Origin of the sequence: Salegentibacter sp. UBA1130 (assembly GCF_002311535.1) — a bacterium.
Lineage (GTDB): Bacteria > Bacteroidota > Bacteroidia > Flavobacteriales > Flavobacteriaceae > Salegentibacter > Salegentibacter agarivorans.
In genome coordinates, this window is the sequence record NZ_DCAP01000006.1 from 52435 (window position 1) to 74673 (window position 22239).

18 protein-coding genes are annotated in these 22239 nt (G+C 36.6%); 10 read left to right on the forward strand and 8 right to left on the reverse strand.

The window, feature by feature from the left end:
• The first annotated feature begins 156 nt into the window (after positions 1–156).
• Together mrdA and rodA are read left to right on the forward strand one after the other, a co-directional pair.
• The gene (gene mrdA, locus B4F31_RS01630; RefSeq protein ID WP_286760462.1) at positions 157–2025 is read left to right on the forward strand and encodes a penicillin-binding protein 2; all 1869 of its coding nucleotides are present in this window, start codon (positions 157–159) and stop codon (positions 2023–2025) included.
• On the forward strand, positions 2026–3276 hold the full coding sequence (gene rodA, locus B4F31_RS01635) for a rod shape-determining protein RodA (RefSeq protein ID WP_075325852.1): 1251 nt from the start codon (positions 2026–2028) through the stop codon (positions 3274–3276).
• A gap of 191 nt (positions 3277–3467) precedes the next feature.
• Here the strand turns inward: rodA and B4F31_RS01640 are convergent, their stop codons facing one another.
• The gene (locus B4F31_RS01640) at positions 3468–5603 is read right to left on the reverse strand and encodes a carboxy terminal-processing peptidase (RefSeq protein WP_093303519.1); all 2136 of its coding nucleotides are present in this window, start codon (positions 5601–5603) and stop codon (positions 3468–3470) included.
• A 146-nt stretch (positions 5604–5749) separates the two neighbouring features.
• On the opposite strand from B4F31_RS01640, the gene surE reads away from it, so the two are divergent.
• The 6 genes from surE to B4F31_RS01670 all read left to right on the forward strand — a co-directional run bounded on the left by surE (position 5750) and on the right by B4F31_RS01670 (position 10645).
• Entirely contained in the window at positions 5750–6532 is a 783-nt protein-coding gene (gene surE / locus B4F31_RS01645) for a 5'/3'-nucleotidase SurE (RefSeq protein ID WP_075325851.1), read from the forward strand.
• Positions 6525–6806: a hypothetical protein gene (locus B4F31_RS01650; RefSeq protein ID WP_286760463.1), complete on the forward strand. Its 282-nt coding sequence runs from the start codon at positions 6525–6527 to the stop codon at positions 6804–6806. The genes surE and B4F31_RS01650 overlap by 8 nt, the downstream gene beginning before the upstream one ends.
• 85 nt (positions 6807–6891) lie before the next feature.
• Positions 6892–8007: a lipid-A-disaccharide synthase gene (lpxB, locus tag B4F31_RS01655; RefSeq protein WP_286760464.1), complete on the forward strand. Its 1116-nt coding sequence runs from the start codon at positions 6892–6894 to the stop codon at positions 8005–8007.
• A 3-nt stretch (positions 8008–8010) separates the two neighbouring features.
• Positions 8011–8550 carry a C40 family peptidase gene (locus B4F31_RS01660; protein WP_093303364.1) on the forward strand — a complete coding sequence of 180 codons (540 nt, stop codon included), beginning with the start codon at positions 8011–8013 and terminating at the stop codon, positions 8548–8550.
• A gap of 48 nt (positions 8551–8598) precedes the next feature.
• Complete coding sequence (locus B4F31_RS01665; protein WP_286760465.1) at positions 8599–10326, forward strand: ComEC/Rec2 family competence protein; 1728 nt, start codon at positions 8599–8601, stop codon at positions 10324–10326.
• A complete protein-coding gene (locus tag B4F31_RS01670) occupies positions 10289–10645 on the forward strand; it encodes a hypothetical protein (protein WP_083634142.1) in 357 nt (118 codons plus the stop codon). The genes B4F31_RS01665 and B4F31_RS01670 overlap by 38 nt, the downstream gene beginning before the upstream one ends.
• Before the next feature lie 80 nt (positions 10646–10725).
• On the opposite strand, the gene B4F31_RS01675 is transcribed toward B4F31_RS01670, so the two are convergent.
• From B4F31_RS01675 to B4F31_RS01685, 3 genes are all read right to left on the reverse strand, one after another.
• Positions 10726–11265, reverse strand: coding sequence for a thioredoxin family protein (locus B4F31_RS01675; RefSeq protein ID WP_075325847.1), 540 nt, complete (start codon positions 11263–11265; stop codon positions 10726–10728).
• Between the two features lie 75 nt (positions 11266–11340).
• Positions 11341–13257, reverse strand: a complete 1917-nt coding sequence (locus B4F31_RS01680) for a peptide MFS transporter (protein WP_075325846.1) — start codon at positions 13255–13257, stop codon at positions 11341–11343.
• Positions 13258–13262: 5 nt separating this feature from the next.
• Positions 13263–15434, reverse strand: a complete 2172-nt coding sequence (locus B4F31_RS01685) for a S9 family peptidase (protein WP_286760466.1) — start codon at positions 15432–15434, stop codon at positions 13263–13265.
• Positions 15435–15614: 180 nt separating this feature from the next.
• Between B4F31_RS01685 and B4F31_RS01690 the strand changes: the two genes are divergently transcribed.
• Complete coding sequence (locus B4F31_RS01690; protein WP_286760467.1) at positions 15615–16934, forward strand: hydroxymethylglutaryl-CoA reductase, degradative; 1320 nt, start codon at positions 15615–15617, stop codon at positions 16932–16934.
• On the forward strand, positions 16931–17848 hold the full coding sequence (locus tag B4F31_RS01695; protein ID WP_075325843.1) for a GYDIA family GHMP kinase: 918 nt from the start codon (positions 16931–16933) through the stop codon (positions 17846–17848). The genes B4F31_RS01690 and B4F31_RS01695 overlap by 4 nt, the downstream gene beginning before the upstream one ends.
• Before the next feature lie 121 nt (positions 17849–17969).
• Here the strand turns inward: B4F31_RS01695 and B4F31_RS01700 are convergent, their stop codons facing one another.
• The 4 genes from B4F31_RS01700 to lptC all read right to left on the reverse strand — a co-directional run bounded on the left by B4F31_RS01700 (position 17970) and on the right by lptC (position 22238).
• Positions 17970–20090, reverse strand: a complete 2121-nt coding sequence (locus B4F31_RS01700) for a peptidylprolyl isomerase (RefSeq protein ID WP_286760468.1) — start codon at positions 20088–20090, stop codon at positions 17970–17972.
• 96 nt (positions 20091–20186) lie between these two features.
• Positions 20187–21476 (reverse strand): hemolysin family protein, encoded by a 1290-nt coding sequence (locus tag B4F31_RS01705; RefSeq protein WP_075325841.1) that lies wholly within the window; start codon positions 21474–21476, stop codon positions 20187–20189.
• Positions 21476–21673, reverse strand: coding sequence for a hypothetical protein (locus B4F31_RS01710; protein WP_075325840.1), 198 nt, complete (start codon positions 21671–21673; stop codon positions 21476–21478). Before B4F31_RS01710 ends, B4F31_RS01705 begins: the two co-directional genes overlap by 1 nt.
• A complete protein-coding gene (lptC, locus tag B4F31_RS01715; protein ID WP_075325839.1) occupies positions 21666–22238 on the reverse strand; it encodes an LPS export ABC transporter periplasmic protein LptC in 573 nt (190 codons plus the stop codon). The genes B4F31_RS01710 and lptC overlap by 8 nt, the downstream gene beginning before the upstream one ends.
• Position 22239: the final 1 nt, after the last annotated feature.

Consider the following 22239-nt stretch of genomic DNA (forward strand, 5'->3'; position numbering starts at 1 on the left):
TTTTATCAGTATTATAATTCATCATTTTATCTTGTTTTTCTTGGAAATGTTCAGCTTTAGTCATATAATAATAGTCCTCAAAAAAACGTTATTTTCAGGGATCTTCAGTGTTATTACTATTATGCTAAGCCTTATTGTTTTCAGTAAAAAATATAGATGAGAAAATTACTTCTTTACATTATTATTCTTACCACCGGCATTATTTTTCTTGCCCGGTTGTTCTATTTGCAAATAATGGACGATTCTTTTGCGGTAAGATCTCAGGATAATGCTATTGAAGTGGTGTACGATTATCCGCAGCGAGGTTATATTTCAGACCGAAATGGGAAGTTGATGGTTTCTAACCAACCATCTTACGATGTGATGGCCATTCCACGCAATCTTAAACCTTTTGATACTACTGAATTCTGCGAAATTCTAAGTATAGATCCAAAGGAATTAGGGCGCCGTTTAGATAAGGCCAAAATCTACTCTCCTATTCTTCCGTCAGTAATTATTCCGCAATTAACAAAATCGGAATACGCTTATTTACAGGAAAAAATGCGAAAATATGAAGGTTTTTATATTCAAAAACGTTCGTTAAGAGATTACCAGGTAGATCATAGTGCCAATGTTTTAGGCTATATCGCGCAGGTGAATCAGAAAAAAGTTAATGAAGATCCGTATTATATTTCTGGTGACCTTATTGGAAGAAGCGGCGTAGAAAAAGTTTACGAAGAATTACTGCGTGGGGAAAAGGGTGTAAAATACATTCAAAAAGATAGGTTTAACAGGGACATTGGCCCTTATAAAGACGGTATTTACGATACGCTTCCCACTAAAGGAAAAGATATACATATCACTTTAGATGCCGAATTACAGGCGTATGGCGAAAAACTAATGGAAAACAAACGAGGTGGAATTGTAGCTATAGAGCCGGCAAGTGGCGAAATTCTTTCCCTGGTAACTGCGCCTAATTACGACCCTGCTTTATTAGTTGGCCGAAAAAGATCTCCAAATTACACCAGGCTATATTATGATTCTATTGCACAACCACTTTATGATCGCGGACTTTTGGCAGAATACCCTCCCGGATCTCCTTTTAAAGCTTTAACCGGTTTAATTGGGCTGCAGGAAGGGGTAATAGATACCGAAGACATGTTTTCATGCAACAACGGTTATAATTACGGAGCCAGGCGTCCTTTGGGTTGCCATGCTCATCCCAGCCCCCTGGATCTAGTGCCGGGTATCGCAAACTCCTGTAATTCTTATTTCGCACAGGTTTATAGAAAAACAATAGAAAAATTTCCCACCCCACAAGAAGGGATTGATACCTGGAATGCACATTTAAAAAGTTTTGGCCTTGGTCAGTTTATGGGAAATGATCTTAGTACAGGGAGACCGGGTAAAATTCCTGATGCCGATTATTATAACCGAATTTATAATTACCCAACATACAAATGGTATTCTACGGCAACAATATCTAATGCCATTGGCCAGGGAGAAGTTTTAATGACGCCCATTCAACTCGCAAATATGACGGCTACTATTGCAAACCGTGGATGGTACTACACTCCCCATATTTTAAAAGCTGTAGAAGGTGATCCTATAAAAGAAGAGAAATTTACAGTAAAAAACATCACAACGGTAGACTCCAAACATTTCGACCCTGTAGTTGAAGGTATGCACCAGGTTTACAAAAATGGTACTGCTAGAAGTCTGCAAATCCCCGGAATTGAAATCGCTGGTAAAACAGGTACCGCAGAAAACTTTACAAAAATTGATGGGAAACGCACCCAACTTACAGACCACTCTATTTTTGTAGCTTTTGCACCGGTAGACAATCCAAAGATAGCTATTGCAGTATTTGTGGAAAACGGATATTGGGGAAGCCGTTATGCCGGAAGAATTGCTAGCTTAATGGTTGAAAAATATATTAAAAAAGAAATTACCAGAACAGATATGGAAGACTGGATTTTAAGCCACAGTCTTGAAGAAGAGTACGCAAAACCATTAAGTGGAGAACCTTTTATAATAAATAGGTAAATGAGTAAAAGCGTAGCAGGATTTGATTGGATTACTATATTAATTTACCTTTTATTAGTAGGCTTTGGATGGGCCAATATTTACTCGGCGTCTCTGGGCTCCGGCAGCCCTATTGATTTTTTTAATATGGACGCTCCTTATAGCAGGCAGGCCCTGTTTATAGCATTAAGCATCTTCCTTATTATTCTAATCCTTTCAATTGAAGCAAAATTTTACCAGCGGTTTTCTAGTGTAATTTATGCCACAAGCCTTTTAAGCTTAGCAGGATTATTTGTTTTTGGAAGCACCATTGCCGGGCAGACTGCATGGTACCAAATTGGCTCAGTTAGTATTCAACCTGCAGAATTTGCAAAAGCAGCCACCGCTTTGGCCGTAGCAAAATATCTAAGTGGTATACAAACAAATATTAAAGATTTTAAGCATCAATTACGAGTATTTTTAATTATTGCCCTGCCAATGATCTTAGTGCTCTTACAGCCCGATGCAGGTAGTGCAATGGTCTATTTTTCATTTGCATTTGCACTGTACAGGGAGGGACTGCATTTTGCTTATTTGTTACTCGGGTTTTTCGCTGCTATTCTTTTTGTAGCCACACTGGCATTCGGCCCCTTGTGGGTAATTGGCGGAATATTACTAATTGCAATACTGGTTTATCTTAAAAACCGAAAAAGAAGACCTAACATTTTAAAATATTTATTTTTTGCAGCGGTTGCAGTTGGATTTTCGCTTTCAGTAAATTATGTATTTGAGAATGTTTTTAAACAGCATCACCGGGATAGATTTAATATTGTATTAGGCAAAGAAGTAGATTCTCGTGGTATTGGTTATAATACTAACCAAAGTGAAATTGCAATAGGCAGCGGCGGATTATTCGGAAAAGGCTGGACAGAAGGAACTCAAACCAAAGGTCATTTTGTGCCTGAACAACATACCGATTATATTTTTAGCACGGTAGGTGAAGAATGGGGCTTTTTAGGAAGCACGTTTATTCTTGCCCTGTTTATACTGCTTATGTTGCGTCTACTTTATATGGCAGAGCGGCAGCGTTCAACTTTTAACCGGGTTTACGGTTATGGGGTAATAGGAATAATCTTTATGCACTTCCTTGTAAATATTGGCATGGTTATAGGCATTTTTCCTACAGTTGGAATTCCCTTACCATTTTTAAGTTATGGAGGTTCAGGACTTTGGGCATTTACAATTCTCCTATTTATTTTTGTCAAACTGGATTCAGACAGGATGTCTTTCTAATTACATCGCTCTGCTAACAATAAAGCAGCGGCAACTGCCAGAATGATTAGCGGATAAATATATTTTCTTTTCAGCATACAGCAAATTTAAACTTTTTGGTAATAAAGCTTACTCAGATTTCTTCAGTTAATTAATTATCACATAAAAAAAGCGCCTCATTGCTGAAGCGCTTTTACCTTTTTAGAAGAAAACTAGTCTCTTACTTTCGCTAATTTATCTTCTCTAATATTATTTTTTCGCATATCAGATAGTACGTGAATTGCTTCTTCAACGTAAACATCCCTACTTAAATTCTTATGCCAACGATCTCTCTTTTCTTTTAGAATAGTATCGTTTTCAAACATCTTTTCTTCATAGGGTAAAGAAGTAAATGTCAGATTGGTTTTATAATCATTTATAGAATCAAAGCTTTTTGCCATTTCCTGATTTCTTTCAGCGGTTGCCGCGTATTCTTCAAAATTAAGGGAATGTGCACTATTTTCACTTTGGTCTTTAATCCATTTAGCATGTTGTTCAATACGCTTTAACTGCTCATTAGCGTTCATTCGGTCTTTACTGTTTGCAATAGTTTTTTCAAAATCTACATAACCATCCCAAACTTCATATTTAGCAGGATCTATTTTATCCCACGGTAATGGATTATCCTGGTCTTTCTCGCCAATATCTACAAAACTATAACGATCTGGCACCACCACATCACTTTTCACCCCTTCTAACTGGGTAGAACCACCATTAACTCTATAAAACTTTTGAGTAGTAAGTTTAAGTGCACCAACATCTCCAAATTCATTACTTCTTAACCAACGGTTAAGATCTATCACATTTTGTACGGTTCCCTTACCATAGGTTTGTTTACTTCCTATAATAATTGCACGCTTATAGTCTTGCATTGCAGCCGCCAGAATTTCTGAAGCCGAAGCTGAAAGTTCGTTTACAAGAATAACTAAAGGACCATCCCACAGTACAGACGGATCTTCATCTGAAAGTACATCTTTTCTCTGTCCGTTAGATTTAACCTGAACAATTGGCCCTTCTTCAATAAAAAGTCCGGCAATATCTACTACTGTTTTTAAAGAGCCTCCACCGTTATTTCTAAGGTCCAGCACAAGGCCGTCCATATTTTTTTCTTTTAAACGAATGATATCCTTTTTGATATCTGAAGCAGCATTTCGCTCTTCATAATCTTCCATATTAAAGTAGAATTTCGGCAAATTTATTATCCCAAAATTCTTCCCTTCCTGCTCAACCATAGCAGTTTTAGCATAGGTTTCTTCAATTTCAACAATGTCACGCGTTAAAGTGATTTCTTCAATATTACCCATTAACTTTTTACGAACTGTTAGGGTAACTTTAGAATCTTTTGGGCCTTTAATCAGATCCACCGCATCTTCCAGGCGCATTCCTACAATACTCACAGGGTCTTCTTCATCTTCCTGCTGTACTTTTAATATCTCATCTCCTTCAGAAAGTTCTTCACTTCTCCAGGCAGGACCACCAGATATAACTTCGGTTACGGTAATATTGTCGCTTTTCTTTTGAAGACGGGCGCCAATTCCTTCCAGTTTTCCAGACATTGCAATATCAAACCTGTCCTTATCCTGTGGTGCGAAATATAGTGTATGAGGATCAAAAGATTCTACAATAGCATTTAAATAAACTGAAAAGTAATCTTTACGCTCCAAATCATCTGTGAAATCGTAATATTCGTCTAAAGAACTTAAAGTCACCTCCCTGGCTTCTTTTTCAAGTTCTTCTTTAGATTTCATTTCATATTCAGAGTCTTCTTCTTTTTTCATTTCCTCTTCCTCAACTTTATCGTGATAAGTGATAAGAGTAGAAAATTTAAGTTGTTTTCTCCAACGCTCCTTTAGTTCTTTTTTTGAAGATACATACTCAGCTTCAGAAAAGTCTGTATTTATATCTTCAGCTTCAGAAAAATCGAAAGGTTTTTCAAGGATTTCTTTGTAGATTTTTCGTGCCTCTTCAGACCGTTTTTGAAGTCTATTATAAGTAAGATCAAAAAAGCCAATTTCCTTTTTCTTAATCTGGTCGTCTATTTTATCCCTGTATTCATTAAACTCTTCAACATCACTGGCATAGAAGAAGCGCTTAGAACCATCCAGGCCACCAAGGTACTTATCGTAAACCCCTTCAGAAAATTCATCATTAATCTCTCTTGCATCATAGTGCCCTTCATTAAGCACATAGGTAATAAGATCTATAAGAAGTTTGTCTTTATTAGGATCGTCGAATTTTTTAGTAGTAAAACTACAGGAAGTAGCAGCCATTAAAAGCACTACCACCAGGATTTTAAAATTCTTTTTCATAAATAACATAAATTTCATCATTAACAGCTCCCCAAAATACATTAAAAATTGTGCCAATAAAGCTAACAGGTAATAATAATTTGTTAAACTACTAAGATAAGGTTTCTTCTTGAAATTACTATTTTAGCTCCTATAAAAAATAGGCTATGACAAAGAAAAAACCATTAATACTGGTTACTAATGACGATGGTATTACCGCTCCCGGAATAAGGACTTTAATTGAGGTAATGAAAGAACTGGGTGATGTAGTAGTAGTGGCACCAGATAGCCCACAAAGCGGAATGGGACACGCTATAACCATTAGCGATACTTTATTTTGCGAACAGGTTACTATTAAGGAAAATTATAAGCATAAAGAATACAGCTGCTCGGGCACTCCCGCAGACTGTGTGAAAATTGCTACACAGGAAATCTTGCACAGGAAACCAGATCTTTGTGTAAGCGGAATTAACCATGGTTCAAATTCTTCTATAAACGTAATTTATTCGGGGACTATGAGTGCTGCTGTAGAAGCTGGTGTAGAAGGAATTCCCGCTATTGGATTTTCATTATTAGATTACTCGTTAAATGCCGATTTTGAACCTGCCAGGAAATATGTAAAAGCCATTACCAGAAATGTTATTAAAAACGGACTTCCAAAAGGGGTAGTTTTAAATGTAAATATTCCAAAACTTCCCGCTTCAGAAATTAAAGGAATGAAAGTTTGCCGGCAGGCCAACGCACAATGGGAAGAAGAATTTGATAAAAGAACCAATCCGCAGGGACGTGAATATTACTGGCTTACGGGGAAATTTGTGAATAAAGATAAAGGCGAAGACACCGATGAATGGGCGCTTGAAAAAGGGTATGTATCGGTAGTTCCCGTACAATTTGATCTCACGGCCCATCACTTTTTAGACGATTTAAATAATTGGGAACTTAATGATTAAGCAAAATATTTTTATAGGATTCTTAACCGGAATTTCTGCCAATATTGGTGGCATTTTTCTTTATATCCTACTTTTTTCAGAAATGGGAATAGACGAAACGCTAGACGATGCAATTGCTGAAGGTTATATTGGCAAGCTCATTGCTCTGGGAGCTATTTTAAATTTTCTACCCTTTTTCGTCTTCCTTAGAAAAAAACAAATCTATCACGCAAGAGGTGTACTTTTGGCTAGTATTATAGCAGCAATTACCATTTTCATTACAAAAATAGTTTAAATGAAATCAGCTGCTACTGAACCCGAAAATTGGTAATAATTATAAGTTTGTGTTCAATGCCAAAACTGGGATAAATTTTATAAATATGAAATATTACATAATAGCAGGAGAAGCTTCTGGAGATCTTCACGCTTCTAATCTAATGCGCGCTTTAAAACAAACCGATCCCGAAGCTGAATTTAGGTTTTGGGGTGGTGATCTTATGCAGGCGCAGGGAGGTGAACTGGTAAAACATTACCGGGAACTTGCTTTTATGGGTTTTGCCGAAGTACTTTTTAACTTAAAAACCATTTTAAGTAATATTTCGTTTTGCAAAAAAGATATTAGCGCTTTTAATCCAGACGCCATTATTTTTATAGATTATCCCGGCTTCAATTTAAGAATTGCTAAATGGGCAAAAAAGGAGGGTTACCAGACACATTTCTACATTTCTCCGCAAATTTGGGCCTGGAAAGAAAACCGAATTCAGGCAATAAAGCGCGATATAGATTATATGTACGTAATCCTGCCTTTTGAAAAAGAATTTTATGAAGAAAAACATAATTTCCCCGTTCATTTTGTAGGCCACCCGCTTATTGATGCCATTGGCCAAAAAGATCTTCCCGATGTGAAGGCAGTAAAAGAAGAATATCAATTAGACGATAGGCCAATAATTGCAGTATTACCCGGAAGCCGAAAACAGGAAATTTCAAAAATGCTGGAGGTTATGTTAAGTATTACCCCAGATTTTCCCCAATATCAATTTGTAATTGCCGGTGCTCCCAGCCAGGATGCAGAGTTCTACGCTCCCTTTATTAAGCAAAAAAATATAAAATTAATAATGAACAGAACTTACGATATACTTAGCCTCTCGCACGCTGCTATGGTAACCTCGGGCACGGCAACCTTAGAAACCGCATTATTTAAAATTCCTGAAGTGGTTTGCTATAAAGGCAACTATATTTCTTACCAAATTGCTCGCCGAATAGTAAACCTTGATTATATTTCTTTGGTAAATCTTATTATGAAACGGGAGGTTGTAAAAGAATTAATTCAGGACGATTTTAATACGAAAACGCTAAAAAAAGAGTTTAAGAAAATACTGGACGAAGAAAATCGTAAGAGAATCTTTAAAGATTATTTTGAACTGGAGAGAAAACTGGGCGGAAAAGGCGCCAGCGAGAAAACAGCTCAACTTATTGTAGAAGCGATTAAAAATTGAACTATGCAGAAAGTTTTTAAGTCACTTTTTTTAGGCTTTTTTATCCTAAGCCTTATTTCCTGCGGAAGCTCACGCTCCAAGATTATTACCACTAAAAGTGATGATAATCGTTCTGAAAGAGTTTCTGATTCAAGAAATACTGAAATTGAACCTGCAAACAAAAAAGTTTATAACATCATATCTAAAGCCAAAACTTTTGAAGGCACGCGCTATAAGTATGGCGGCACTACCAAACGAGGAATGGATTGCTCCGGACTCATATTTACAGCGTTTTTAGAAGAAGATATCGCTGTTCCCAGAACTTCCCGCGCCATGTCTTTAGAAGGCGAACGGCTTTATATAAAAGAGGTAACCCCCGGCGATTTATTGTTTTTTGAAACCAACAAAAACAGAAAAGTAATTAACCACGTTGGTTTAGTAGTAGAAAAGGAACGGGACAATATTTATTTTATCCACTCCTCCACCTCTCGCGGAGTTATTATTTCTTCACTTTCAGAACCTTATTGGAATGATACTTTTGTAATGGCTCGCCGAATTTTATAATTTTTAGTATCTTCAAAAGTAATTGCCGCCCTACAAAAAACAATAGGGATGCAATTTTTGAATTTCACCATAATTAAACTTTCTCTATTCCTATTCCTGGGAATAATCACCGGATTTTCATTTAAAATTCCCGGCACTGCTTTTTTTACATTTTTTGGTTGTTTATTTCTTCTTTTCATTGCAGGTTTTGTAAGGGCACGTAAACAAATATTTGATGATGTTTTCTTCGGAATAATTACCTGGAGTTTAATTTTCACCCTGGGAGTTGCAACAGCTTTTCTTCACCAGCCCAATAACCAGGCAAATCATTATATACATCTTGAAGATTCTGAAGCTGGAATAATGCAAATTCGCATTACCGAAAGTCTTAAACCAAACCTTTACAACGAACCCTATCTCGCTGAAGTTGAAAAGATTTTTTCTACAGAAAATTCAAGGGCAGTAAAAGGAAAGATTCTATTGAGTATTTCAAAAGATTCAATAAATAAAGAATTGGTCCCGGGAATGAAACTACTTGTTCCTTATAAACTAAAAAATATTGCCGAACCGCTAAATCCATATCGCTTCAATTACCGAAACTATATGCAGAAACAACGGGTAGAAAAGCAGTTACAAGTTGGCGATTCTGAAATAAAGATTATAAACGAAAAGGAAGAATCTGCGGTTAGTTATGCCTCGAAATTGAGAGAAAAAATTATTAAAAAACTCCCTGAAACCAAAATAGAAAAAAATGAGCTTGCAATAATACAGGCTTTATTGCTGGGGCAAAGACAGGATATTTCAAAGGAAATCTACGAAGAATATGCCGCCGCGGGTGCCATTCACAATCTAGCGGTTTCGGGACTTCACGTGGGGATTATTTTACTCATTTTAAACTGGCTTTTTAAACCCTTCAATTACTTCAAAAACGGATTAATATTCAAAACCATTCTTTTAATAATATTGATGTGGGGCTTTGCAATTTTGGCCGGGCTTTCGCCATCAGTGGTTCGAGCCGTAACGATGTTTTCTTTTATCGCTATCGGGATGCAAATGCGGCGAAAAACCAGTGTTTTAAACAGTTTATTTATTTCGCTGTTTATTTTACTGCTTGTAAATCCCTATTTCATATTTCAGGTGGGTTTTCAACTGAGTTATCTTGCGGTTTTTGCAATTGTTACCATTCAGCCTAAATTATTTAAGCTCTGGCAACCAAAATTTAAAATCACAAAGTACTTCTGGGGATTATTAAGCGTAAGTATAGCAGCGCAAATTGGAGTTTTACCTTTAAGTTTATTTTATTTTCATCAGTTTCCGGGCTTATTTTTCCTTTCCAATTTGGTTGTGCTACCGGTACTGGGAATTATTTTAGGACTGAGCATTTTGGTAATTCTACTTTCTTTACTGAATTTACTGCCAAATTTTATCGCTGAAACTTATGGAAAACTCATCAGTTTAATGAATCAATTTATATCCTGGGTGGCGGGAAAAGAAGAGTTTGTGTTTACCGATATTCACTTTAATATTTGGCAAAACCTCAGTGCCTATTTATTGATTATCTCTTTTATTCTTTTACTCTATCAAAAAAGCTTCAGAAATCTTGTTTTCTTTCTCTGCCGAATTCTAATATTTCAAAACAGCATGCTCTATAGCAAAATGCAGAATTCAACTTCAGAAAGTATAGTATTTCATAAGCCGAGAAAAACTATGATAGGTATTCAAAAAGATAAAAAGCTAATTTTATATCATAATTTAGCTAATGAAATTCAAGAGGAAAATCCGTTTAAAAGATTATAAAACCGGACGGAATATCAATCAAATTGAAGAAAAGCAAATCCAGAATATTTTAGCATTTTCTGAAACTATGGTTTTAATTGTCGATAGCACTAGAGTTTACAAGTTAAACAATTTTAAGCCTGACCTGGTGTTACTTCGGAATTCTCCTAAAATCAATTTAGAACGGCTAATTGGATGTTTAAATCCAAAAATAATTGTTGCCGACGGAAGCAACTACCATAGTTATGTATCCCGTTGGGTAGAAACCGCCAAAAAACAAAAAACCCGTTTTCACCATACAGGTAAAAACGGGGCTTTTCGCATCTCTACTGAACCATAAGGCCCACTATCAACTAACACTTAAATTTTACTCGGTAATCGAGACTTAAAACGATGTGAAAGTCTCGGAAGCGAAATATTTTACTCAAAAGAACCTTCAAAATTCTCCTGGTAATCTGCAAAAGCTTCTTTTGAAGTCATTTTTTTATATTCATCTTCCGCAAAGAGTTTTAAATAAAGCTCCAACTGTTGTGGAGTTCTATACCCTGGAATAGGAGCAATTAAATTGGCTTCTTCATCAAAGAAAACAAGGCTTGGATAGCCGGTAATCTTTAAAGCCCTTGCCAATTGATGAGGAGAATTTCTTCTTGTCTTCTTTTCAGGATCGTATTGCGGATTTTTAAATAGCTGACCTTTAAAATCAATTTCCTCAGGCCCTTCAGCATTAAACTTTACCGGGTAATAATTTTCATTTACAAACTCGATTACATCGTAATTGGTAAATGTATTTTTATCTAACATTTTACAGGGGCCGCACCATACGGTATAGGCATCCATAAATATCTTTTTTGGTTCTTTTTCCTGTGCTGCCAGTGCCTCGTTCATACTCATCCAGTTAATCTCCTGAGCTTGACTATTAATTCCTATAAACAGAAAAAATATGGTAATTATTCTAATCATGTATCGCTTTTAGAATGTTTGTAAAACAAAAAACGTTCCTAAAATTAAAGAACGTTTTTTGTTTCAAATACTGTTTTAAGAATTTTTCTTATCCCTTTCTGTATCTGCAATTTCATATTGCTCCTGCTCCAGCATTTCCCGCTCGTTGTCTTCAGCACCGTGCGTTAATCGCTTTAAAGGTTTCAACATAAAAATCACAATTAGTCCAAATACGGTTGTGAATATAGTAATTCCAATAAAAGTTCTGAATTCCAACTGGGTTTGAACTTCTTCGATCACAAAATCTCCGTAATATCCAACTTTATCTTCCTCCTGCCTAAAATTAAGCATTACATGATAGGGATCCTGGGCGGTTACACCCTCTTCTTTGAGGTTTGCTATGATCTCAGACTTTTGATCTTTATTCTCAAAATTCATAAGCCCCAATACCGGTGCCTTAGTTTCCATATTAGTTACCGCAAGCTCATTATTGTCCAGGTAAACAAAACCATTAAACGTAAAGTCGTTTTTATTTTGAAGTATGGTATCGTTTAATTGCAATCTATTAGCTACATCACTGCCTTCTGTGCTCAATTGAACGGTAGCGGGTTCTCCCTGGGAGAATTCACCAATAAGTCCCGCCATTTTATTTCCAAGTCCTGTAGCAGCAAAATAAACCCCCATCATAAGAGAGGCATATTTTACCGGTGCCAGCTTAGTAATAAAAGAAAGCGCTACCGGAGAAGAACATAATTCTCCAATGGTATGCAGCAAGTAAGCAAGCACTAACCAATACATAGCCGATTTACTTTCAAAAGCGGTATATTCTTTTGCAGCTATGGCCATAAATAGAAAGCCAAGCCCCATAATAATCACCCCTGTAGCCATTTTAAAGATTGAAGAAGCTTCTTTGTTCTTCAATTTTCTTTTAGCCCAGAAATTTGCAACTATTACTCCAAAAATAATGATAAACATGGCATTTAAGGACTGAAACCAGGTGGCTGGCACTTCATTTCCAATTAGTGGTAAGCTAAACGAAAGTGTTCTATCAGTTTTATCGGCCGCGTAAATATTCATTAATCCTCCAGCTTGCTCAAAAGCTCCCCAGAAAACAACTACAAGTAAAAATGATAAGATCATTACTACATACCTGTCTTTCATAACTTGCGTAGTAAGATCTTTGTACACCATAAGCATCAAAGCGATTACAAGTGTTAAGAATATATACAGCAGTCCAAACGGAACGGACATCATAATAAGAACATATATGGAACCTATCATTAAAATTGAAGTAATAGCAAGTTGTAGTGGAGACTTTAATAGTTCACTAAACATATTGCTAAGAGAGGCTCCTTCACTACGTTCAACCTTAGATAATAGGTTTCCAACATTCAGCAAATATTTTTGTCCCCATAAGTAAACTATGAGTCCAAATGCCATAGCAATACCGGCAAGACCAAAACCATAGTGCCAGCCAATATTTTCACCAACATAACCAACAATTAAACTGGAAAGAAAAGCACCAAGGTTAATCCCAATATAAAAGATGGTAAAACCTTTATCTCTTCTTATATCGCCGGGTTTATATAAACCTCCAACCATTGTTGAGATATTTGGTTTCAGCATTCCAACTCCAATAATAATTAAAGCTAGTCCGCTATAAAATGCCCACATTTCTTCTACAGCCAAAATACCGTGACCAGCTACCAGGATTATTCCTCCCCAGAGAACTGTTTTCTTTTGGCCCAGAAGTTTATCTGCTATAATTCCCCCGGGAATGGAGGCTACATAAACAAGCATAGTATACCAACCATAAAGGGCAATAGCTTCTCCACCTGTCCATCCAAGACCTGCGTTTCCACCGGTTGTGGCACTTACTAGATATAAAACCAGAATAGCACGCATTCCATAATAGGAAAAGCGTTCCCACATTTCGGTGAAAAATAAAATATAAAGTCCTACCGGATGCCCAAAAAGTTCTTTTTGAGGCGCTCTGTTTGTTACTGTTGCCATTTAGATTATAGTTTTTCTTTTATAAAATCGGTCATCATTGTGTATAGATGTAACCTTGTATTTCCGCCGTAAATTCCGTGGTTTCTATCTGGATAAATAGCCCAGTCAAATTGCTTATTAGCCTGTACTAGAGCTTCCACCATTCTCATGGTATTTTGAAGGTGTACATTATCGTCTCCCCCACCGTGAATTAAAAGATAATCTCCTTTTAATTTTTCTGCGTGGTTTATAGGTGAATTCTCATCATACCCTGAAGGGTTTTCCTGAGGCGTAGTCATATATCTTTCTGTATAGATGGTATCGTAAAATCTCCAGCTAATTACCGGTGCTACAGCTATTGCCATAGAGAAAGTATCGTTTCCTTTTAAAATGGCGTTAGAAGACATAAAACCTCCATAACTCCAGCCCCAAATTCCAATTCGGTTTTCATCTATATAATCTCTTGCGCCAAGTTTTTGGGCAGCGGCAATTTGATCTTCAACTTCATATTTACCCAATTCATTTTGAGTAACCTTTTTAAAGTCTGCACCTTTAAATCCTGTACCACGCCCATCTACGGTTGCTATAATATATCCCTCGTTAGCGAGTAGCTGATACCAGTAATCGTTTGTGCCGAAGTAAGAATTTGAAACCGACTGTGAACCTGGCCCTGAATATTGAAACATTAATAATGGATATTCTTTATTCTCGTCAAAATCGTTTGGCTTAATCATCCACATATTAAGCTCATTACCATTCACCTCAATAGTGCTTAGTTCTTTTGGAGCGAAATTATAAGCGGCTTCTTTTTCCAGTAAAGCCGAATTATCTTTAATCTTTCTTACCAGTTTACCGTTTTTCGCATTATGTAAGGTGAACTCATAAGGAGTTTCGGTGCTTGTGTAAGAATTGATGAAATAGGTATAGTCTGCGCTAAAATCTCCGCTATTCATTCCTTCTTTTTCAGTTAAACGGGTTTTGTTTTTACCGTTAATCTTTATAGAATATACATCGCGATTAACGCTTCCGTTTTCTGTACTTTGATAAAAGATCTTCTTAGAATCTTTATCGTAACCATAATAGTCAGTTACTTCCCAGTTTCCTTCGGTAACCTGTTTTTCTAGCTCACCATCTTCATCATACAGATAAATATGGTTCCAACCGTCCTTTTCGCTAGTCCAAATAAAACTGTTGTCTTCAAGAAAAGTAAGGTTGTTAGTGATATCTATATAAGCTTCATCAGTCTCATTCATCACCACTTCAGCTTCATTATCTTCAGCATCTACGAAAATAAGATCCAGATTATTTTGGTGCCTGTTTAAAACCTGTACGCTTAAAATCTCAGGATCCTGCGTCCATTTAATTCTTGGAATATAAAAATCTTCATAATCTCCAAGTTCAACTTTTTCACTTTCTTTAGCAGCTAATTCATAAGTATAAAGGGATACTTCAGAATTTGTTTCTCCGGCTTTAGGATATTTAAAAACCTGCTGACTTGGGTAAAGATCCTGCCCAAAAATATCCATTGAAAATTCAGGAACTTCGGTTTCATCAAACTTAAGGTAAGCTAAATGAGTTCCGGTTTTATTCCAATCGAAAGCCCTTACAAAAGCAAATTCTTCTTCATACACCCAATCGGTAACTCCATTTATCAGCTTGTTTTTCTTACCATCTGTAGTCACCTGGGTTTCTTCGCCAGTAGCGATATCGTAAGTGTAAATATTATTTTCAAAAACGTAAGCTACTTTAGAAGCATCTGGAGAAAAAGTTGGCTCCTGAATTTTATTATCGCTTAATTTGGTAAGCGTTTTATCTTCTACATCATAGATATAATAAATTCCGCGAGAAGAACGGCGGTAAATTTGCTCCATATTGGTAGAAAGCAAAATCTTATCTTCCTTTTCACTAAGCTCAAATCCCTGGAAACCTGAAATTTCACTAAGATCTTTACTATTTAAGAGGCTTCTAACTTTCTCGCCACTTTTATAAGAATACACATCTATGCTCGTGGTATTTGCCTCGCGATCGCGATTTAAAACCAGGTATTCTTTACCATTATCTAAAGATTGTAGGGATTGTAAACGTTCCTGTCTAAAGGTGCCGTCGTAGATTTCTTCGAGGCTAATTTCCTTATCCTGCGCGTAAATTGTTGAGGTTGCCGCTATTAACAACCCAACCAGTATTTTGGAGAACTTCATAAAATTTATAGAATGAATTTTGATTGCCAAGTTTACTAAATTTTCAGCAAAAAAAGTAGGATTTGAGTGTTAAATACTAAGGATTTGTTAAAGAAATATTCCCCCGTATTTTCTAAAAACCTAAAACCTGCTTCCCTTAAATAACAATTGTATCTTTGCGATCTATAAATTAGCTTGAAAATGATAAAACCTATCAGCGGATTTTCCAAACTTACAAAGAAGGAAAAAATAGACTGGTTGGCTGAAACCTACCTGAAAGACCGCCCCGAAGATGTTGCTATTCTTAGACAATACTGGAACGAAGATTCCAGGTTACAACAACTTCACGACGAATTTACCGAAAATACCCTTTCAAATTTCTACCTGCCTTTTGGCCTGGCGCCTAATTTCCTGATTAACGGAGATTTGCTCGCAATTCCTATGGCTATTGAAGAAAGCTCGGTAATCGCAGCGGCGAGTAAAGCCGCTAAATTCTGGAGAACCCGAGGCGGATTTAAAGCTGAAGTAATTGATACCAAAAAAATAGGCCAGGTTCATTTTAATTTCTTTGGAAATAAGGAAAAACTAAAACAGTTCTTTCAAGCCACCAAACCTAAACTTTTGGAAGCGGTAAAACCTATTACCCGTAATATGGAAAAACGCGGCGGTGGAGTTTTAGATATAAAATTGAGAGATAAAACTGCTGAAATCACTAATTATCATCAGCTGCATTGCGAGTTTGAAACTAAAGATTCCATGGGAGCGAATTTTATAAATTCCTGCCTGGAAAAATTCGCAGAAGTTTTTGAAAATGAAGCTCAGCAATATGAAGATTTTTCTTTGGAAGAAAGGAATATTGAAATTATAATGAGCATTCTTTCTAACTATGTGCCGGAATGTTTAGTGAGAGCTGAAGTTTCCTGCCCGGTAGAAGAGCTCAATGAAAACAAAGATTTAAACGCCGAAGATTTCGCAAAGAAATTTATACAGGCCGTGAATATTGCCGAAGTAGAACCTTATCGTGCGGTGACCCATAATAAAGGAATTATGAATGGGATTGATGCTGTAGTTTTGGCTACCGGAAACGATTTTAGAGCTGTAGAAGCCGGTATTCACGCTTATGCCTCACGTAAAGGAAAATACTCAAGTTTAACTCACGCCAGTATTGAAAATGGTATTTTTAAATTCTGGATTGAAATTCCTTTAGCACTTGGAACTGTTGGCGGATTAACAAGTTTACATCCCTTAGTAAAACTTGCTTTAGATATTTTACAGCAGCCTACCGCCAGGGAATTGATGAAAGTTGTAGCCGTTGCCGGCCTGGCACAAAACTTTGCGGCAATTAATTCTCTTACTACTACCGGAATTCAGCAAGGCCATATGAAAATGCATTTAATGAATATTTTAAATCAACATAAAGCTACTGAAGCCGAGAAGAAAATCCTTATTCAATACTTCACTAACAATACGGTGACCCATAGCAGCGCGGTAGAAGAATTAAAAAAATTACGAAATTCATGAAAGAGTTTTACAGTAACGGAAAACTTTTAATCACAGGAGAATATGCTGTTTTGGACGGTGCAAAAGCACTGGCCATACCCACAAAATTTGGTCAGTCGCTGGAAGTAAAAACTTCTGAAGGCAAGAATATTGAATGGAATAGTTTTGATGAAAACGAAAAACTCTGGTTTCAGGGCGAGTTTGGTTTTAAAAATGGAGAAATTGAACTAATTCAGGGCGAAGAAAATATCGGAAAGAAACTTGTACAAATACTGAATGTTGCACACCAATTAAACCCTAAAATATTTTCAGAAGAAAAAATAGGGATTGAGATTACCACCCGATTGAATTTTAATAGAAACTGGGGTTTAGGGACGTCTTCAACTTTAATTAACAACATTGCTTCCTGGTTTGAAATCGATGCCTACAAGCTGCTTAAAAACACTTTTGGAGGCAGTGGGTATGATATCGCTGCGGCGCAAAACAATCAACCGGTAACTTATCAAATTACTGAAAATGGTCCTTCGGTTTTAAAGGCTAATTTTTATCCTGAATTTGCAGAAAATATTTTTTTTGTTTACTTAAATGAGAAAAAAAATAGCCGCGAGGCTATCGCACATTATAAAGCGCTACCCGAAGCAAATAAAACCGGACTTACAGAAAAAATTTCCTCGCTTACCGAGCAATTTATAAACTGCAGCAGTCTTACCGAATTTGATCTTTTAATTAATATTCACGAGACATTACTTTCAAAAGCTTTGCAAACTCCAAAAGTAAAACAGGAGCGCTTTCCAGATTTCCTGGGAGTTGTTAAAAGCCTTGGTGGATGGGGCGGCGACTTTGTAATGGTTACCGGTAAAAGAGAAGAAGTTTTTAAATATTTCAACCATAAAGGTTTCTCTACTATTTTCGCTTTTGAAGATATTGTTCTGTAAAAACCGACTTTAAAAGACCTTAAACTCTCGAATTTTCTTCGGGAAATTTGTTCAAAAACAATTATACATAAAAAAGCCCCGGTAAAATTTACCAGGGCTTTATATTTAATGGCTTATTCTACTAATAGAATCTAGCTCTATTATCTTCAATATCTGCTTTTTTACGCAAGGCCTCAAAAAGTCTTTGGGACGCGTTTTGTCTTCTGCTGGTAGTTTCCTGTTCGGCAATTCCGCGGTAAGAATTCATAGCAGGAGCTTCATTTTTACTTTCAAGCTCTACTACATAAACTCCTTTTTCTCCGGCAATTGGATTACTTACAGATCCGGGCTCTAAAGCGAAAACCGAACCTACAACTTCAGGCTCTCTTCCTGCTCCCGGTAAAGTTGGGCTTGAAAGGTTTACAGCATTGGCCGTTTGTACCATAGTATTGTTGGCAGAAGCAATTTCCTGAAGATCCTTGCTATTAATTTTCTCTTTAAGGATTTCAGCTTTCTTTTGCTTAGTAAGAATAGGAATTACTTTAGACGAAGCGTTTTCAGCCGTCATCAATCCTTCTTTATTCTTAGCAGTAAGTTGCGCCACAACATATCCTGAAGGAATATCAAAACGTCTTATGTCTCCAACGCTTGCATCATCTTCAAAAGCCCATTGCACAATTCTTCTTTGGTTTCCTACACCAGGAATGTTTTCATCCAGGGCTTTCACATTATTAACGGTTCTCACGTTATAATTGCCCTCTTTAGCAACTTCTGTGAAATCTCCTTCACCTGCCGCGATTTCAAACTTAGTAGTTTCGTTGAACAGGTTGTTTCTGGAACGTTCTGAAGCCTCTAACTCTCTCGCGATAGTCGCAATTTTTACTGCTTTTTCTCTTTCGGTTTGCTCTTCAATATGAATAACGTGGTAACCAAAATCGGTTTCTACAACACCAACATCTCCAGCATTATTTTCAAATACATAGCTGTCAAATTCTGGCACCATAGTTCCAGGACCAAAATATCCAAGATCTCCTCCGTCTTCGCTATTCGAACGGTCTGAAGAGAATTCAGCAGCCAGCTCAGCAAACTTTTCTTTGTTTCCTCTTATCACATTTACAAGACTATCGGCTAAAGCTTCAGCTTCTTCTTTACTCCTGGTAACATCTGGAGCAAACTGTTGCCCCTGGTAAGCTACAAGAATATGACTTGCTTTTGTTGAATCTGGAATTTGCTTTGTTTCAACTAATTTTGAAATTTTGAAATATCCATTATGCTGATATGGTCCAAAAGTTTCTCCTTCTTCTAAATTAAAAAGCTCATCGGCAAATTCTGAAGGTAATTCGTTTTTAAACATAAACCTGTCCTGGTAAGGAAGGTCTGAATTTGATTCTACGAAATCTTCGTAATCCTGAGTATTATTGAAACCTGGAAGTGTATCGTTACTGCTGGTTACCGCATTATATTCTACACGGCTGTCCAGTAAAGAAGTTAAAGCATCTTCAGCTTCCTGCACATCTTCATTTGAAGCTTTTTCTTCAAAATAAACATATCTAATATTTCTTGAAGCTTCGGTTTCAAATTGTGACGGATTTTCTTTTATATAATTTCTAATTTCATCTTTATTTACCTCAACTTCCTCATCTGGAATAGAAGAATAAGGCAATTGTACAAAGCGAAGGTCTACGCTGTTATTCTCAAATCGATAAGCTTGCTCGGCCTCGGTAAGTGTTGCACCAATTCCTGCAGTTACCATAGAGAAATACATATTCTGGCGGGCCATATCGCCCATATTGCTCTCCATTTGCAACCACTGCTCGTAAGCTTGAGGCTGGGTAGATCTAATGCTGGCAATATATTCACGTACACGGTTCTCATCAAACATCCCGGCTTCGTTTCTAAAAGCAGGATTATTCCCCATTTGCATACGCATTACTTCTCTAATTTGAGCTTTACCGGCTCTTATACCAAGCTTTTCCATTTCTTCTTTAAGAATGGTTTCACGAAGGGTTTGTTCCCAAACCTGGTTTACTGCCTGGGCAGTGCTAGCATTGGAGCCCATGTTACGCTGGTAAGCTTCTACCTGCCGGGCAAAATCTTCCCTACTCACCTCTTCATCATTAATAGTTGCGATGGTATTCTGGTCTTTTTGCGAAGAAAAACCGCCGTTACGAATCACATCTGCAAGCACAAAAGAAAAAAGTGCCAATGCAATGATGATGATTAAGAAAACAGAACGTTGTCTGATTTTATTTAATACTGCCATTTGTAGTTGTTATTTTATCGAAATATAGTGGGCGAAAATAATGTTTTTAACCTAATTATAAAACTTATAATTAGCAAAATATTAACTAATCGCTAATTAATCTGCGGGTTTTATTTTTAACTCTACCAATTCTATTTTGGTATTGGAAACTTCCAGGATTTTAAATGAAAAATTATCCACCTCTAATTCTTCGTTTTGCTGCGGAATTTCTTCGGTGTGATTCACAATATAACCTCCAAGGGTTTCATAATTTTCTCCTTCAGGAATACTGAATTTATAGTTTTCATTTAGATAATCTACTTCTAAACGGGCTGAAAATTTATAATGATTTTCTCCTAAATCTTCTTCGGTAAGTACAACGGGATCATGCTCGTCTTCAATTTCACCAAAAAGTTCTTCTACTATATCTTCTACAGTAATCATCCCGCTTGTACCACCGTACTCATCTATAACCACGGCTATACTTTTTCGTTTTTTAGTAAGATTATTTAATACATCTTTTACCCACATGGTTTCGGGAACAAAAACCACCGGTAACAATATAGATTTTATAGATTCGGGCTTTTTAAAAAGTTCGAAGGAGTGAACATAACCAATTACATCGTCTATGGTTTCGTTATAAATTAGGAGTTTGGAAAGCCCGGTTTCGGTAAAAGTATTTACAAGATCTTTTGGCGCCTGGTGTTGGTCTACCGCAATGATTTCGGTTCTTGGCACCATCACCTCCCGCGCTCTAATATCTGAAAACTGAAGTGCATTTTGAAAGATCTGGATTTCAGAATCTACTTCATCATCATCTTCTACGGTTTCCATCTGCTCGTTTATAAAATTTCCCAGCTCAACTTTGCTAAAAGCGAGTTGTACCTCGTCTCCTTCGGTTTTAAAAAATCTTTTTAGAATAACATCAGAAATCCATATTACGAAAGAGGAAATAAAGCTAAAAACCAGGTAAAAAATATAAGCCGGCACTGCGAAAAACTTCAACATGGTATTTGCGTAGATTTGAAAAAACACCTTTGGAAGAAACTCGGCAGTAAGCAAAATTACGAGTGTAGAAATTACGGTTTGGGTAAATAAGTTTAGATCTACGATAAGATATTCTAGAAAAGCGTTATTTACAGGTTGGAGCCCTTCAAGCCAAATCATAAGTAAATCTCCCATAAAAAAACCGTACACCACCAGGGCAATATTATTCCCTACCAGCATGGTAGCGATAAATTTTGAAGGTTTTTTGGTCAATCTTTTTAGAATGGTCGCCAGAAAATCGTTTTGGCGCTTTTCTATTTCTATATAGATTTTATTTGAAGAAATATAAGCGATTTCCATCCCGGAAAAGAAAGCAGATAAAATTAAGGAAAGGACAATGATAAGAATTTCAACTTCCATTATTCCTGCTTGTTACGCTCTTCTATTTTTCGTCTAAATCTTCTTTTAAAGAAGAACATAAAGATAGATATTACCACGAAAAAGATGAATAAATATGCCCTACTACGCTCGGTATTCCAAATGCGAATACTCTCGTACAGAAAGAAAACCGCTATAAACAAATAAGCGTATTCAAAGTATTTAAAATATTTACTCATCTGATTTATTGTCTTTTATAATTTGCACTCCCACATTAGTTCTGGAGCGAAAATTACCGAAATTTTGATTAGCATCAAAACCCTCCCCTTCGTTAAGCGCTCCATTTGGAAATTTAATGGTATTAGGTTTATCGGTAAAAATCCAGTTAATATTTTGATCCCAGAACAACTGTGAAGCTTCCAGCCGCATACTATCGGCTGTAAAGATCACCACATTTCCCTGTAAATCTATAAGGTTGGTACCATCGTAAATAATTCCGTAGTCTGAAGTAACCGTACTTTTCTCGTTATTTTCGTCAAAAATCTCCAGTTCCAAACCTTCGGGAAATTCGCGGTAAGGAAATTCTTTGTTTGTAAAATCCATCATCCTAGGGCTTTTTAAATTAGCCACCATCCTACCAGAATCGGTATACTTTAGATTAATACCTTCGGCAATAGCTTGCGGTGCATCACCCTCAATTTCCAGAGCCCTAATCTCATTAAGATTACCCTGGCATGAAAAAAGCATTGTCACGCCGGTTAGCGTGACAATGCCTGTTATTATTTCCTTATATGTTAATCTCATA